The organism is Kluyvera sp. CHPC 1.251 (assembly GCF_036759945.1).
Classification (GTDB): Bacteria; Pseudomonadota; Gammaproteobacteria; order Enterobacterales; family Enterobacteriaceae; genus Kluyvera; species Kluyvera sichuanensis.
In genome coordinates this window covers 446,810-461,865 of the sequence record NZ_JAPKIC010000002.1, presented here as the reverse complement: position 1 = coordinate 461,865, position 15,056 = coordinate 446,810, and the positions used below count along the sequence as shown (strand labels likewise).

Here is a 15,056-nt window from a genome sequence, read left to right as displayed (position 1 = left end):
CCGTCACCCCTTAAGCACGTACGCGTGACAGGACATCATCAAGCTCGCTGACGCTTTCTCCAATTTGCTCGACGGAGCCCGCAAGCAGAGTAGAGGCTTTCGCCATTTCAACGTCCAGTTTACCGAGCGTTTTATCGAGGCTACGCGTAACGCCTTCAGAGAAGTCTTCAAACCCTTTTCCAAGCACATCGCTGACGTTTTCAATAAATGTCTGTGCTTCGCGGTTATAGCTCTGCAAGCGTTCACCGTGCTGCTTAAGATCGGTAATGAATTGACTGCGGGTGGTCTGTTCCGATTGGGTATTGGCCGCAAGCAGTTCCAGCATAGCAATAGCTTTGCTGACAGCTTCTCGATTATTACGGTAATCCGCGACCACCGAAGAGAGTTCGCTGGTGGCCAGTGAAAGCGATGAACCCGCTGATTGTGCTTTATTCAGGACATCAGCGGTGAGGTGGTTGGCTTCCGATACCCGCTCGCCCGCATGTTCAAAACGCTCCGCAGCCGTACGCATTTTCTCTGCGCCGTTTTGCATATCCTGAATCTGTCGGTTGGTTTGTTCTGCGAGTTTGTTAAGGGTCTCTGTCGTGCCCTGATGCTGGCTGGCAACGGTTTCAATCAGCTGCTTGATCTGATCGTCAACCTCACTCATTACCCGCTGTGTCTGTTCATGCAGAGATTGCTGATTAGCCTGCTGATTGGCTGAAATCTGCTGCTGGCCCTTATCAATCTGGCCAAACAGACTGCCCAGCTGCTCCCCGAGTGCTTCAACAGATACGGCCATTTTTTCCATCGTCGCGCTTTGGCCCTGCTGCACTGAATTCTGAATGGCTTCAATAAAGGCGGACATATGTTCTGCCTGGGCTTTTTCCCGGGCTTCGCTGTCGGCGAACATTTTCTCGAGCTGGTGTGCCATACGCTCGCCAGCGCCTTCACCCTCAGCACCAATTTTGGCGACAGAGGCCTGTAAGCTGATAAGCATGTCATTCATGCCCGCCTGCATGGCCTGCTGGCCGGACTTCATTTCAGAGAGCAACTGTTCAATCAGCTGCGCGCTACCCTGACGAGAGTCATCGCTGACCTGACGCATATCCTGCAGCAGAGTAGAGAATCCGCTTTGCATCGTCTGAATGGCACCAACGGTTTGACCCATCATCTCGTTGAGATTGGTAAACTGCTGGCCAAAGGTGGTATCGAGCTTTGCCATAAATGCCGTCAGTACATCTTGCAGCATGTTCTGCACCATGCCGCTTTGATCGCCGCTGGCGGTTTGCACCGCACCGGCAATTTTATCCAGCGGTGACTTCAGGCTGTTTTCAATTGCACCGCTCACCTGATCGGCAAACTGCGAGCCTGTTTCGCGATAGGTGGTGCTCAACGTATTCGCCAGACGTTCATTTTCCACTTTCTGGCTTTCAGCAAGATGCAGCAGCATATCGCGTAAATCGGTGACCAGACTTTCTTTCAGGTGGCGTGCCTGAGTGGCACTTTCATTGCTGGATTTAACCAGCGAGGCAAGGTATTCCTCACCCACGCCGCTGTCATACAGTGCATCGAGGGCCGCGGTGAATTTTTCGAGATGTTTGTAGCACCTGGCAATGGACAATTTTTCCATCCAGGTGATGAGAATAGAGAAGAAAATAGCGAATGCCGAGCCGAGGAAAGCGTACAACACATCGTGCAGCAGGTTGTTAACGCTGCTGGTGACCTGCTCAGGTGTACTGGGATCAAAGTGGTTCAGACCGATCATCAGTCCATAGAATGTCCCAATAATCCCGACGCCGGTCAGTATGCCGGGCAGGTGTTTAAAGAATTCGGTGTTAAGGGGAATATCCACGAGCTGTTGTTCAGAGAAGTAGCTGGCGCTGGGGGCGGTAGCACGAACTTTGACAATTTTCTCTTCGCCACCGATCAGCTCATGCTGAGGATGCAGAGACTCGGCAAATTCGCTCCAGGCATGCTTAAGCTCCGGTTGAACAAACAAATTTTTCAGATAGTCGAGCTGATTCTCAGGATCATTATTCTCAATGCTATTAATTGATTGTGTATATTTTTTCAGCCGGCGAACAATGGTTACCGACTTATAAAAATAAAAGAAAATAAAACAGAGGAAAGCAAAACTGACGAGGCCCATAACGGTTGCTGGCACCATATAAGGTTGCACAGAGGTGAGCGCCAATAAAACGGAATTAAGCCAGGACATAGTTTTACCTGTGAAATATTAAAAAACACATACGATAGAATAACCATCGACAACATTTTGATTACCTTTAATCAAAATTTATGTGCAGCTACTCACTTTTCAATTTTTCGTTTCGATGCAGTAGAACTGGTGTTGTTGCCCCAGAGATTGACCAGGTATTGGGCGAGAGCACTGAAGTTGCATACGGAACGGAGGTTTAGTTTCCTATTATTCACCTCTCAAAAGCAAATTTCTTTACGTTGTGTCGTTTGTGATCATCGTCGTTCCGGGTATCGTGTTGCGAACTGCATTTCAATACTTGCAATAAGGCATCGTTGTGTTTTCACTGCGAGAAGCGTTAGTGGGCCGATGCCTTGCTTATCGAGCTCAACAGCTTTGGCATGAGCTTCACGTACTCGGAGTCAGAGGAAAAGGTAACCCATCTCCTACTCATCCCCCGGAAGGACATAATCATTGCAATAAAGATAAGGAATATCCTCTTTTGTGATGAGTCGCGTCCCCTTGCTCAGGCTATACATATCCACATTCGAAATGCTGGTTGGTTTAAGGTAAAAATCAGGCAATACCTTCTGTACGAGTTCGGCTGGGGCCGTTTCCCGGTTTGAGATCAGTATTTGGTGTGAAACCCAGATTCGGCTGGGGCCAAAGTCAGAGTGTTTAAACAGGATTGTTCTTTGCACAGTATTTTCGACATGTTTTTCATCAGTGATGATGCCGTTAATATTTGCCACACCCTTCCCGTTGCCTGTTTTGAGATCAAGAATGCCGCGAAACACCACATCTTCCCTGACAATTTGTATGGATGCCCGGCAAACAAAGTTGTCTGGATCACTCTCGTCAAAGGGATGCACGTACCAGAACGTACCGATCACAAGAAGCGCGCAGAGGAAAAGAATAATGTACGTTTGCGTACGAATATGAGCAGCGGCTAGGATGTTTTTCATTAGCTGTTATACCGTGGATAATAAACAGACTGGCAGGAATTTCTTCCGGAAGCAGGCAATGGCTTCGTACAGATGATGACCGAGATGTTTTTCGTCTCCGGGTAGGCAGTAATATAAAGATATTTTCCATCGGTACAGATTTGTGGGTTTTTATCCACAAAATAGTTGTGACGGGAAAAACTGCTGGCATCATTATTGAAATAATAGTGGCAAGTACCGGGTGTGATTTTTCCCTGAACGTAGTGCGCAAAATAATCATCCTGAAACCAGAGCGGGGACAGTAACGCACTGACTACAACTAATGCTAGCGCAATAAGGCTAATTTCTGCTGGAGTGATCCACACTTTTTTTATAGGGGCAGGGGAGTGTTCATCCTGCTCAAAAGCGGGCTCAGGCAGTTGAGGCAGAGAGGACGGTTCATTCTCCTGCACCGGAGTAGCGATTTTTTCAATAGAAATATCATTTTGAATCACTAACCCTTTACGAGGGACAGTGGTGATGATCGCTTTCTCAATCTTCAGATGCAGAAAGTTTTTGCGCAAAGACAAAATACTCTGATAGAACGCGTTGAAACTCACCTGGCGGTGCTGTCCTCCCCAGGCAAATTCCAATAGCTCATTCTGGGCGACGATCTGACCATGGTTTTGAATGAGTAATAATAGACATTGAGATGCCGTCGGTTTGAGCTTCAGTTGCTGCGGGTTGTCCACCATCATCAGACACTGTCTGGCAGGTATGAATATGATTTTATTTTCAATAAGATAACTTACATCTTCTTGTTCGGACATCATATTGCGACTCTTGATTAGCCATGCAGTTCGTCATGGTCAGGTTGACAACAGGGTATACAAAACGCCTATCAGGCATCGGTTTTGCTGATATTATCAGTAATTTAACAAAAATTACATTGCATTAAACTAGTTAAAACGCTTTAAAATCAAAATTTTGTGTATTTTTGACTATAAGGTCTTCCTCAAATGAATTCTGAAGCCACTGCGCACTATTTTCGCTGTGATACCGATTGCGAAATGTGGATAATGGGGATGCAAAATGTGGTTACCATGTTAACCAGTAAAAATTTATGGATGCATGCTTTTTATATTTTAACAAATCATTTGCACCGTTATTTCACTCGTGAAAAATTACAATCTCATCGGACAATTCGTGAACTGGTGATTGAACATGTTAAGTATATCTGGGAAATGGCGCCTGATGTAAGGGATAAAACATCTGTATACACTTTTATCCTCAGTCGTAACCATATTTCACGCAGCGCTATCCACAAAGTATTGCAGGAACTCTCTCATGAAGGGAAAATAATTCTTAACCGCGGTAAGCTTTCTGCATTTGAAGTCTGAATACTCACTAGCCGGATAATTGATAAATTTATCCAGCTAGTGAGAACCCTTTATCGTTCCCGCATTGCTTCTGCTTTGGCGCGAATTATTGGCTTGAGTAAATAGCTCAGAATCGTCTTCTTACCGGTCAGAATATCCACTGTTGCGACCATGCCCGGAATAATCTCCATGGGTTTCTCTTTGCTACCCAGATAGTTTTTATCCGTTTGCAAACGCACGACATAGTAACTGTGACCTTCTTTATCCGTCACCGTGTCCGGGCTAATCTGCATTACTTTCCCTTTAAGGCCACCGTAGATAGTATAGTCATAGGCGGTAAACTTGATCATCGCTTCTTGTCCAGGGTGAAGGAATGCGATATCGCGGGGATTAATCTTGGCCTCTATGACTAATTTCTCGTCTAATGGAACGATTTCGACCAGATCGCTACCTGGTTGAATGACGCCGCCGACGGTGTTAACCATGATCTGCTGTACTATGCCCCGAACAGGTGATACCACCATTGTTCTCTCAACCTGGTCTTCCAGCGCTTTCGAGGATGCCTGTGCCTTACTCAGATTGGTGATGGCCTCGTTCAGCTCGGCCAGCGCGTCACTTTGAAACTTGCTGCGGCTTCCGTTTATCTTACTTTCGGTCTCTTTAATTTCGGATTCCGCTTTTGGGATCGAGAGTGTAATCGAGTCAAGCTGCCCACGGATATCTACCTCTGAACGGCGCAGGCGTAGGATCTCTACCTTCGAAATCGCACCGGAGGCGATAAGCGGTTCAGACATCTTGATCTCCTGCTGGAGCAGCGACAGACTTTGCTTGTACTGTGCCATCTTAGATTGGAAATCCAGCAGCTCTTGTCGTTTCTGAACCAACTGCTCTTGCAGCGCGGTAATATCACTTTCAAGCTGGCTTTTGCGACTGTTAAACAACCCCATTTCACCTTTGCCAACGTCAGGGGCTTTTTGGGCGATTTCAGGTGAGATAACAAATGCTTTCTGATTCACTTCCGCCGTCAGGCGGTCGATTTTTGCTTGCAGCCCCAGTCTGTCCGCTTCCGTTTCACCCGCATTCGATGTAAAGCGGGTTTCATCCATATGGACCAGCGGTGTACCAACGTTAACGATCTCTCCCTCGTGGACATAAACCTGGGACACAATCCCACCCTCAAGGTTCTGTATTTTCTGCAGGCGGGAGGAGGGCACAGCTTTACCCTCACCACGTGTCACCTCGTCAATGTTGGCAAAACCAGCCCAAAGTAATGAGAGCAAAATCATGGTTAGCAGCGTCCACAGCGTCAGGCGGATGACTCGCGGCCCGTCGTCAAGAATGGCGAGATGAACCTCATTCAGACTGTCGTTATGATTAACGTTGCGGCGATGAAAATAGTGGCGCAAAAAAACGCGCAAGTATGCCAGGGTTTTAGCGAGCCGCATTGATTTGTCCCTTCTTCAGTGCATCCATAACAACTTCTTTAGGACCATCAGCAATAATGCGTCCCTTCTCAACGATCACAAGCCTGTCGACTAGCGAGAGCATGGACGCGCGATGGGTGACCAGCAAAACGGTTTTACCGACCATAAAGGGTTCCAGCGATTGTTTGAGTTTTTCTTCGCTGGTGTTATCCATCGAGCTGGTGGGTTCATCCAGCAGCAGCACTGGCGGATTCAGCAGCAACGCACGGGCGAGTGCCACCGCCTGACGCTGGCCGCCGGAAAGCTGCGAGCCACGCTCGCCAACCTGGAGGTTGTAGCCATCAGGATGTATATGAGCGAACTCGTTCACCCCCGCAATCTCTGCAGCACGCAGCATGGTTTCATCGTCAACGTAGTGGGCTCCTGAAAGCAGGTTATCGCGCAGCGTACCGGTGACCAGTTGAATGTCCTGGGCCACGTAACCAATACTGTGGCGCAAATCGCTGACGTCCAGTTGCCGGGCATCGATGTTGTCGATCAAAATATTGCCCGCGCTTGGTTGATAAAGGTTAACGATAAGCTTGCTGAGTGAGCTTTTCCCTGAACCGCTACGACCGATAATCCCGACGCGCTCCCCGGCATTGATCGTCAGATTGATGTTATGCAGCGCAACGTTTTTTTGTTCCGGGTAGCTGAAGTCAACGTTACGGAATTCGATAGCCCCTTGAAAATGCTCGCGCTTCAGCGGGTTTTCATCATCACGGCGCTCCTGTGGCAGCGACATCATGTATTCGGTGCTCTTGATAGTCAGCTTCGCCTGCTGGTAGCGTGCGATAAAGCCTGTCAGCTGGCCAAGCGGCATTAGCGCACGGCCGTTAAGCATATAGCAGGCAATGAGCCCACCCATGCTGAGTTTGCCGCCGATAATCATATACACCCCAATGATTATCATGATCACTCCGGCAAACTGCTGGAACCAACCGGTCAGGTTGCCTGCAAGGCTAGACAGCGTTTTGACGCGTAACTCGAGGCGACTCAGGCTGCCGAGGGTTTGTTCCCACTGGTACTGACGTTCGCTCTGCGCATTATTAACTTTGATTGCATCCAGGCTGCTTAAGGTCTCAATCAACAGCGACTGGCGTTCGCTGGCCAGCGACATGGTTTTCGCAACCGCGTCGTTAACCGGTTTTTGCAGCGCCCAACTGGCAGCAAGCGCAATAGGGACGGTCAGAACGGGGATCCACGCCAGCGGGCCGCCGATAATGCCAATGACGATCAGCAGAATCAGGGTAAACGGCAGATCGATCATGGTGGTTAGTGTGAGCGAAGAAAGAAAATCACGCAGTGACTGAAATTCGTGAATGTTTTGCGCAAAGCTCCCTACGCGTGCTGGCCGCGACGTCATCTGCATTCCTGTCAGTCGTTCAAACAGGGTCGATGAGATGATGAGGTCGCTTTTCTTACCGGCGATATCCAGACACACGCCGCGCAGCATTTTAAGCACCAGATCGAACACGAAGGCCATTGAAATACCGATCGCCAACACCCACAGGGTCACCGTAGCCTGATTCGGTACCACGCGGTCATAAACGTTCATGGTAAACAGCGGTGTGCAAAGGGCGATCAGGTTGATGAGTAAGCTTGCAAGTACCGCATCCATGTACAGGAAGCGAGAGAGCTTCAGGGTATCTATTAACCAGGATTTGGTGCGGGGCAGGAAGGATTCGCTTTGCAAATCATGCTCATGACGAGGATGGGCAAAAATCACCTGTCCGCTATAGATTCCCTGTAGTTCTTCGCCGGAGATGTTAATTTCGCCGCCTTCGCTTTCGCTGGGCATCAGACATGCAGAACCATCTTCATTCCAGCGCAGTAGCACAGCGGTGCCACCGTCGCGTCGCATCAAAATCGCCGGTAATGCCAGTGACGGAATTTTTTCCAGCGGGCGGTTTACTATTCTGGATTTTAGGCCCGCACGCATGGCTGCTCGTGAGAAAATCGTTAAGCTCAGTCGGTTATTTTCCAGCGGTAAGCCACTGGTTAATGTTGAACGACTGGCAGGTTTTCCGTGCAATGAACATATAATAAGCAAGCTATCTAAAAGGGGATCATCGTTACGGCTACGGGGATCGTGATAATGCTTATCTTCTGCATGAGATGATTCTGGTTGGTTATTCATATTCTCGATGTAAGCTCTCATTTATGAGCCATTACGGGCACAGTCTTTTCAGCATATTATTACTGGGCTAATAATATGCTGACGCATGAATAAATTATCTGAGTTAATTGAGTTCAGGCAATTTCTCACTGTTTGTAATATCAGCAGGTTGTGTTGCTGGCATTGCTGCAATATTTAGCGCAGACAGTAATTCTCCCATACGCAGAGTAATCCGATAGCTACTGGCAATTTCAAGATAACGTAATTCTACCAGGCGTCTTTTAGAAGAGAATACTTCATTCTCACTGTCGAGTAAGTCAAGCAGAGTACGTTCACCCAGGCTGAACTGGTCCTGATAGGCGCGGCGGACTTTAACGGTACGATCGGCGTATTCTGCCGCTGCGGGCAACTGGGCCTGTGCGCTTTTTAACGCTGACCATGCCAGGCGCAATTCCTGATTCATCTGCCGAAGCGTGTTATTGCGTACGTCCATAGCCTGATTTTTCTGGTATGCGCGGGACTTCATGGCCGCACTGTCGGAGCCGCCCTGATAGAGGTTATAGTGCAGCTTTACCATGGCTTCCCACTCCTCAGCATGCGATCGAGAGGCGTCGGTGTCGTTACTGATACCGCGAGAAATCGCGACATCCACGCGCGGGTAGAAAGTCGATTTCGATGCTTCGTACTGCTGGCGGGCGGCTTCAATGTCGGCATTTGCCGACTTCAACAGCGGATTATTCGCCTCCATCCGGCTTTTGGCCTCTGCCAGCGTGGCGGGCAGTTTCGCGGCAATACTTGCTGGAACAGTAAGATTTACCGGGTCCTGGCCCGTTTCGCTGACGAAGTCAGTCTGTGCATCTTCCAGGTTGGTCTTTTCCGTTTCAAGGTTGTTGCGAGCCTGCGCCAGGCGCGCTTCAGCCTGCATCAAATCGCCGGCGCGCCCTACGCCCTGGTCGGTACGCAGACGAATCTGGTCATAAATACGTTCGTGGTTAGCGAGGTCGTCTTCAGCGAGTTGTACATATTCCTGACGTTGCAGCACGTCCAGATAGGCCTGTATGACGCCCCAGGCTGTAGTTTCGCTTACGTTCAACAGGCTGAATGCGCGGGAATCGACAGTTGCTCGCTGCCGCGCGACTTCACTACGTGTCCCGAACCCGTTGAAGATGTTTTGATCGAGGCTCACCGTTGCAGAATTGGGCGAAAGATTTTCGCGTTCTCCACCGGTGGTGGCATCATTCAGACCTTTCTTGCCGGCATCGGCATTGAGGTTCAGAGACGGCAGATAGCCACCCTTTGCGGCACGAAGATCCTGGTCTGCAGAGTAGCGACTGTTCGCGGCGGCGTTGACTTCTGGATGAGTGGCCAGCGCAGCTTTAATCGTATTTTGCAAATCATCAGCATTTGCAGAGGCGGTTGCTAAAAATAAAGTTAAAGATACAAAAAATCGCTTCATTGAATCGAATGTCCAGTTTATTACGTTAATGACATCCCCGAGTAATATCTATTACTCTTTTATTACAAATGCTGAGATGCGGCTTACCACGACGGATCGAGCACCTTCGATTCCCCTCCAAAAGGGTTTCACTCGAAGAAACTTGAATGTTTTATGTCATTATAATTTACTTCTGGTTATTTTTTATTATATTCATGGCGCCGTCAAGGTTTGCGATAAGGTGTTTTTAAAAATGCTTTCCTCCCTCTTTTTTATAAAGTCATGTAGGGTGGTTAATATTATCAATGTCCATTTTTCGCCATTATTAATAATGATATTTGTGTTAGAAAATTGTACCTAACACCCTGGGTAAAATAACAAATTTATAAAAATAATATATGTTCATTAAGTGAGGTTACGGTGAGTAAGTTTCTCGGTGCGATCAACGCCGTCATCGGGCAGGTTAATGTCATTAAGGCAGATGGCTCTCAGCGTCTGGTGGTGGTCGGTGACAGAATCTACTGCGCTGAAGAGATTGCCACCGGGAGTCGGGGCGCTGGTCATGACGGTTTTATTAACAATAATGACATCAATCACACGGTTCTGACCGGCTCCAGTCATCAGACTCACACCACCCTGATGTTTACCAATAGCCAAAAAAACACATTTTCTCTGGATGTTCCTGTGGCCAACGGGCTATGGCGCCTGCCGCAACCCGCTATCAGTATTGATAACGTCACTCCGGATAACATCATTAATATCATTGAATTCCGTGCTGCAATGGCGGTGGTGCAGGGATAGGTTAGCGGGGAGGCAAAACGCAGCGACACGGTTACCCTGACCGTCAACGGGGGGAAGTTCATGTCGATCTGAACGGGCATCAGCGCCCTGTGGCTCCGGCAGTGGGGGCATGATGTTCATCGCATGTCGGTATAGTGGCTGGATCACTCGATCTGCCCATCCGATCATTATTCGCACTACTTGAAATGTGCCGCAGCGGATAACCCCGTTATGGTTCCGTTCTATTAAGGTATAAAATGTATTATATTCAACGAGATAAAGAAGGAAGGTTGACCCGGGTCGATGTGGCGCCGTTTGACGGCATGACCGAAGAAAGCTCCGCGGAACAAGGCGGTATTTCGGTACTAAAAGCCAGTGAAGATGAACAGGCCGACAATGAAAACGCGCGTCGATTGAGCCTGCTTGAGCAAAGCGACCTTGGCATGGTGCGTGTTCTTGATGACTTGATCTACCTGCTTATTCGCAAAGGCGTGATCAGCATAACTGACCTGCCGAAGATGGCTCAGGTTAAACTGACGAATCGCTCGAATGCTCGTCAGGAACTGGGTGGCCTGGAACAGTTGATCGGCAGCGATAACGGTATTTTTTAATCCGTACCGGCATGATGCCAGGGCATCGGAAAACACGATACCCCGGCATGCTGTGCAAGGACTCAGGCACGGCTAATCCTACGCCGCCAATACCGTTACTTTTTCGACGGCATCATACTGGTGGCATCCAGCCATTTTTTACTCAACTGCGTGTTTAACGGCGAGGACATAATTTCCCCTAACAGGCCATCTATCAGGCTTAAAAACTGGGGATCGTCATTTTTAAGCATGATGGCATAATGCATTTTGGGGCCAATGGTGGTCTGAGAAACGTTAAAATCGGTAGGGTGGGGGCTATTATTGATCAGAGGGAAAACCACGACGTCATCGAGGAACAAGGCCGCCGTACGGTGCTGAGCCATCATCTCAAATGCGTCTTTCACCAGCACCGTTGTCCGAAAGGACAGGTTTAAATGCTGTTCGCGGTTGATCCGGTTGGCCTCTAACAGATCTTTCGAACCTGCCAAAATACTGACCGTTTTCCCTTTCAGATCCGCCAACGTGTGAATGCCGCTGCTGCGCAGGGTAATAAACCGCATATCGGCATTGTGATAATCCCGGGTGAAGCGTACGCTGCCAATCCGCTCAGGCGTGTCGGCGTTAACGCCACAGTCCATGTCAATCTTACTACTCTTCAGGGCCGTGACCCGATCGGATAAGCTTACCGGCACAAAGCGAATGTTCAGATTTTTTATGCCCAGCTTCTTCCCTATCTGATGGGCGATTTTCTCGCAAAGCGCAATAGTGTAGCCAGTGACCTTGCCAGTGCTATCCGTAAAGGAGAACGGCACGCCCTCACGAAAGCCTATGTTGATAGTCTGACTCTCTTTCATATGTGCCAGCGTGGTGGAGGGCTCTTGCGCCCAAGCGCTACAGGCGGTGAGAGCAAGAATCATCGGCGTGCTTACCCGCAACTGACGTATAAAGTAGGGGGACCAGACGTTAGTCCGCTTTTTCGTAATCATAGATCACTTTATTTTTTGACGAGGTAAGTATTCTCAGCTCTTTAGACATCGGCTGATTCAGGTTGAGGTTTTGTGGGGAAATCGGCTCCAGAAACCACTTCTTGTATATCCTGGTAAAAGTGTTGCTGGTGATCAAATCCCGCATCGCACTGTCCATAAATTTCTTTAATTCAATATCATGCAGGGGAAACAGCAGCCCGGCAGGCACCGGTGAGCTGAGACGCTCCTCTGAAATGAAAAAGTCTTCTGGGTGTGACGATTGGGCTATCAGCGCCTTAAGCTGTACCGTACTGGCTACCTGCGCAGCAAATTTGCCATTCTGAATATCATCGAAGGCAACCTTGTTGTTGTTATCCAGTTCAACATTGATATTTAGCCCATTGGCGATGCTGAGTTGATGGAGCTGCCTGAGGTACACCGTACCGCTTTTTACCAGGATGCTATGCCCACTCAAAGATGCAAACGTGAAGTTATTGTCACTTCTTCGTGCCATAAATCGAATGTTGGCAAAGAAGAAGGGCGGTGAAAATTCTGCCAGTAGATGACGATCGGCAGAGTAAAACGCAGGGGTGCACATGATATCCATGTCGCGGGCATTGAGCTGCACAAATTGCGAGGCGGTGCTGGAATGTACCCACTTAACCTGAAGATCGCTGCTATTCAGTTCCGTCTTAAGGGACTTCACGATTTCATTGCAAATATCAATGGCATAGCCTGCCGGATGGCCTGCTTCAATGTAGGAAAAGGGGAATGCATCCTCCTCATATCCCAGGCGAATAGTGTTCGTCGCTTTGATTCGGGCGAGCGTATTTTCAGTACTGATGGTGTGGGCGTAGCCTGACCTTATTGGTCCTGCTAATAGCAGTGCTGACCACAACACTGCGCGTAGAAGCCAGCTAACATTCATTGAAATCCCCTTCGACAATTTCGCCAGCAAAGGTTTCCATGACATCTGCTTCCCGTACCGGGCGACTGTAGAAATAACCCTGAACGTTCTGGCAGGCTATTTCGCGTAAAATCGCGCGTTGCTCGGCGGTTTCAACCCCTTCGGCAGTGACCATCATGTTGTATTTCTGTGCAAACTGAATCAGCATGACGATCAGATAGCGGCTGGCGTTGTCCTGCTCCAGCTTCATCACGAGCGTACGAGCAATTTTTATGCGAGTGAACGGGTAGATAAGCAGGTAGTCCAGCGCCGCGTAACCGGTACCGAGATCGTCCATGGCAATCGATACGCCCAGAGAGTGGATCTCGTTGAGTACCGGCAGGGCAATACTCTGATTCAGCTTTTCCGACTCTGTTACTTCTATTTCCAGCCGCTCGGCAGAGAGATGGCTGCCCTGCAGTGCTTCTTTGATAACCTCTACCAGACCTGGGTTATGCAGCTGATAGGCCGAAATATTGACGGCCACTTTAACTCTTTCCGGCCAACGCGCGGCGGCTTTACAGGACTGGCGAATGATCCACTCGCCAAGAGGGACAATCACACCGGACTCTTCGGCAATGTTGATAAAGTCGTCCGGGTAGATAAGCCCTTTAGTCGGATGGTTCCAGCGAATCAGTGACTCATAGCCGCAAATGCTCTCATCCTGCAAATTAATAATGGGCTGGTAGTGAAGCTCAAACTCGTTGTTATCAATCCCGTTAATGATGTCCTGATTGATAAACATACTGTTGGTATGTTTCATCACCATCCCATCTTCGAAGAAATGAAAACAGTTACGGCCGTTGTGCTTGGAGGCATAAAGCGCCAGGTCGGCGTTGATCATGAGTGTTGAAGCACAGTTTCCCTGCTGCGGGGCACAGGTAATGCCGACGCTACAACTGATAGAGAACGTATGTGAACCCCAGGTAAATGGAGCGCTGAGGGCCAGAATAACCTTCTGAGCCAGCCTTTCGCCCTCGGCATAGTTGTCACCGCTGACCGTCTGCAAAATGGCGAACTCATCCCCACCTTGCCGCGCGGCAAGGTCATGAGGCCCCAACAGCTGTTTCAATCGTTGGGCGACGCTCATTAACACTTCGTCCCCCGCCTGGTGGCCGAAGGTATCGTTTACCGGCTTAAAGTTATCCAGGTCGATGAGCAGCAGATTAAAACGCTTATCACGCAGGTTAACGTCGGAGATATGTTCCGCCAGTACCTGACCAAAAGAGGTGCGATTGGGCAAACCTGAGAGGGAGTCGTGGTGGGCCATGTACTCCATTTTTTGCGACATATCCTGCATCTTCTGCAGGTAGTCGCGTTCGACCATGGCGATGCGCAGTTTCTCGATAGCGCCTGCCAGCCGGCCTATTTCGTCATCCTGTTCCAGATAAGGCGTTGTCTGGTCTATCTCTTCATGCGCTATACGGGTGAGAGAGTGAATTAACTGAGGCACAGGGTGGAATAATTTGCGCATAAAAAGGGTCACCAGCGCCAGGGTGCCCAGCAGGATCAACGCCAGCAAGATACTGCTTTTCTTGAGTATTGCATCGTAGGTGGCGTACAGCTCGTTCTTAAAGCCGATGCTGCTGACCAGGCTGCCGAGAAGGGTGCCAGAAGGGGTCATGATGGGAACTGAACTGATAAAGCACTCTTGCCCGTTAATGCTGGCAAAGCCAATGTAATACTTAGCCAGCACATCCTCGGCGCGTTTACCCTTAAAGCTGATCGTGTTTTCATCGACATCTGAACTGTTGCTGATGCCTTCAAACCCCTTATTGGGGGTATAAAGAAACAGCCACGTGGGGTGCTGTGTTTGCACCGACGCGAGGGATAACACATCCACCGGGTTGTAGCCGGTCTGAATGATTGAGTCGGTGTCTCCCAGCTTGTGGTCAGAAGTGATTTGGGTAATCTGCCCATCGGCGCTGGTTTCAACCGAAACGGTGGTGTAAATATTGCGTACAATATAGGTCAGAATTTGAGCATTAGCTTCCGCACGGAGTTCCCACTGCTGATAGGAAAAACTATCAATTAAGCTCCAGCTCGTGCAGGTTCCCGCGGCGAAGGCGATAACAATCCCCGCCAGTAAAAACTGCGTGATTTTTCCCGTAATGGAACGGTGCCAGTGCTTTATATTGCTAAAAGACAGTAGATGTTTGTTCACGGCGGATAGGATCCAAGAACGAGTAAACCAGAGTGTTATTATTTATTGCGGGATTTAATTGCTGCCATCATTATTGTTGCAATGATGTTGGTTAATTGTGTTGGTTATTAGAA

The 15,056-nt window shown here is 48.9% G+C and carries 12 protein-coding genes; 3 read left to right on the top strand and 9 right to left on the bottom strand.

The window, feature by feature from the left end; genetic code table 11:
* Positions 1-10: 10 nt before the first annotated feature.
* The 3 genes from zorA1 to V6940_RS06485 form a co-directional block, all read right to left on the bottom strand.
* Entirely contained in the window at positions 11-2,200 is a 2,190-nt protein-coding gene (gene zorA1 / locus V6940_RS06495; protein WP_333495280.1) for a type I Zorya anti-phage system protein ZorA1, read from the bottom strand.
* A gap of 425 nt (positions 2,201-2,625) precedes the next feature.
* Positions 2,626-3,144 carry a hypothetical protein gene (locus tag V6940_RS06490; protein ID WP_333495279.1) on the bottom strand — a complete coding sequence of 173 codons (519 nt, stop codon included), beginning with the start codon at positions 3,142-3,144 and terminating at the stop codon, positions 2,626-2,628.
* Positions 3,144-3,935: a winged helix-turn-helix domain-containing protein gene (locus tag V6940_RS06485; RefSeq protein WP_333495278.1), complete on the bottom strand. Its 792-nt coding sequence runs from the start codon at positions 3,933-3,935 to the stop codon at positions 3,144-3,146. The genes V6940_RS06490 and V6940_RS06485 overlap by 1 nt, the downstream gene beginning before the upstream one ends.
* Positions 3,936-4,121: 186 nt before the next feature.
* Here V6940_RS06485 and V6940_RS06480 point away from each other — a divergent pair, with 186 nt between their 5' ends.
* Positions 4,122-4,502 (top strand): helix-turn-helix domain-containing protein, encoded by a 381-nt coding sequence (locus V6940_RS06480; protein ID WP_333495277.1) that lies wholly within the window; start codon positions 4,122-4,124, stop codon positions 4,500-4,502.
* Positions 4,503-4,552: 50 nt separating this feature from the next.
* On the opposite strand, the gene V6940_RS06475 is transcribed toward V6940_RS06480, so the two are convergent.
* From V6940_RS06475 to V6940_RS06465, 3 genes are all read right to left on the bottom strand, one after another.
* Positions 4,553-5,926 carry an HlyD family type I secretion periplasmic adaptor subunit gene (locus V6940_RS06475; RefSeq protein ID WP_333495276.1) on the bottom strand — a complete coding sequence of 458 codons (1,374 nt, stop codon included), beginning with the start codon at positions 5,924-5,926 and terminating at the stop codon, positions 4,553-4,555.
* Positions 5,913-8,084: a type I secretion system permease/ATPase gene (locus V6940_RS06470; RefSeq protein WP_333495275.1), complete on the bottom strand. Its 2,172-nt coding sequence runs from the start codon at positions 8,082-8,084 to the stop codon at positions 5,913-5,915. Before V6940_RS06470 ends, V6940_RS06475 begins: the two co-directional genes overlap by 14 nt.
* A gap of 103 nt (positions 8,085-8,187) precedes the next feature.
* Positions 8,188-9,519 carry a TolC family outer membrane protein gene (locus V6940_RS06465; RefSeq protein WP_333495274.1) on the bottom strand — a complete coding sequence of 444 codons (1,332 nt, stop codon included), beginning with the start codon at positions 9,517-9,519 and terminating at the stop codon, positions 8,188-8,190.
* Between the two features lie 399 nt (positions 9,520-9,918).
* On the opposite strand from V6940_RS06465, the gene V6940_RS06460 reads away from it, so the two are divergent.
* Positions 9,919-10,299: a hypothetical protein gene (locus tag V6940_RS06460; protein WP_333495273.1), complete on the top strand. Its 381-nt coding sequence runs from the start codon at positions 9,919-9,921 to the stop codon at positions 10,297-10,299.
* Positions 10,300-10,535: 236 nt separating this feature from the next.
* On the top strand, positions 10,536-10,889 hold the full coding sequence (locus V6940_RS06455; protein ID WP_333495272.1) for a tryptophan synthase subunit beta: 354 nt from the start codon (positions 10,536-10,538) through the stop codon (positions 10,887-10,889).
* 95 nt (positions 10,890-10,984) lie between these two features.
* On the opposite strand, the gene V6940_RS06450 is transcribed toward V6940_RS06455, so the two are convergent.
* The 3 genes from V6940_RS06450 to V6940_RS06440 are packed head-to-tail and all read right to left on the bottom strand — an operon-like array spanning position 10,985 to position 14,943.
* Complete coding sequence (locus tag V6940_RS06450) at positions 10,985-11,854, bottom strand: transporter substrate-binding domain-containing protein (RefSeq protein ID WP_333495271.1); 870 nt, start codon at positions 11,852-11,854, stop codon at positions 10,985-10,987.
* Entirely contained in the window at positions 11,832-12,806 is a 975-nt protein-coding gene (locus V6940_RS06445; RefSeq protein ID WP_333495270.1) for a transporter substrate-binding domain-containing protein, read from the bottom strand. Before V6940_RS06445 ends, V6940_RS06450 begins: the two co-directional genes overlap by 23 nt.
* Entirely contained in the window at positions 12,751-14,943 is a 2,193-nt protein-coding gene (locus tag V6940_RS06440; RefSeq protein ID WP_333495269.1) for a putative bifunctional diguanylate cyclase/phosphodiesterase, read from the bottom strand. The genes V6940_RS06445 and V6940_RS06440 overlap by 56 nt, the downstream gene beginning before the upstream one ends.
* Positions 14,944-15,056: the final 113 nt, after the last annotated feature.

What these genes read in the sequence shown, in the direction of transcription:
- zorA1 (WP_333495280.1), bottom strand. Translation starts at nt 2,200, where the DNA reads ATGTCCTGGCTTAATTCCGTTTTATTGGCGCTCACCTCTGTGCAACCT.
- V6940_RS06490 (WP_333495279.1), bottom strand. Translation starts at nt 3,144, where the DNA reads ATGAAAAACATCCTAGCCGCTGCTCATATTCGTACGCAAACGTACATT.
- V6940_RS06485 (WP_333495278.1), bottom strand. Translation starts at nt 3,935, where the DNA reads ATGATGTCCGAACAAGAAGATGTAAGTTATCTTATTGAAAATAAAATC.
- V6940_RS06480 (WP_333495277.1), top strand. Translation starts at nt 4,122, where the DNA reads ATGAATTCTGAAGCCACTGCGCACTATTTTCGCTGTGATACCGATTGC.
- V6940_RS06475 (WP_333495276.1), bottom strand. Translation starts at nt 5,926, where the DNA reads ATGCGGCTCGCTAAAACCCTGGCATACTTGCGCGTTTTTTTGCGCCAC.
- V6940_RS06470 (WP_333495275.1), bottom strand. Translation starts at nt 8,084, where the DNA reads ATGAATAACCAACCAGAATCATCTCATGCAGAAGATAAGCATTATCAC.
- V6940_RS06465 (WP_333495274.1), bottom strand. Translation starts at nt 9,519, where the DNA reads ATGAAGCGATTTTTTGTATCTTTAACTTTATTTTTAGCAACCGCCTCT.
- V6940_RS06455 (WP_333495272.1), top strand. Translation starts at nt 10,536, where the DNA reads ATGTATTATATTCAACGAGATAAAGAAGGAAGGTTGACCCGGGTCGAT.
- V6940_RS06450 (WP_333495271.1), bottom strand. Translation starts at nt 11,854, where the DNA reads ATGATTACGAAAAAGCGGACTAACGTCTGGTCCCCCTACTTTATACGT.
- V6940_RS06445 (WP_333495270.1), bottom strand. Translation starts at nt 12,806, where the DNA reads ATGTCATGGAAACCTTTGCTGGCGAAATTGTCGAAGGGGATTTCAATG.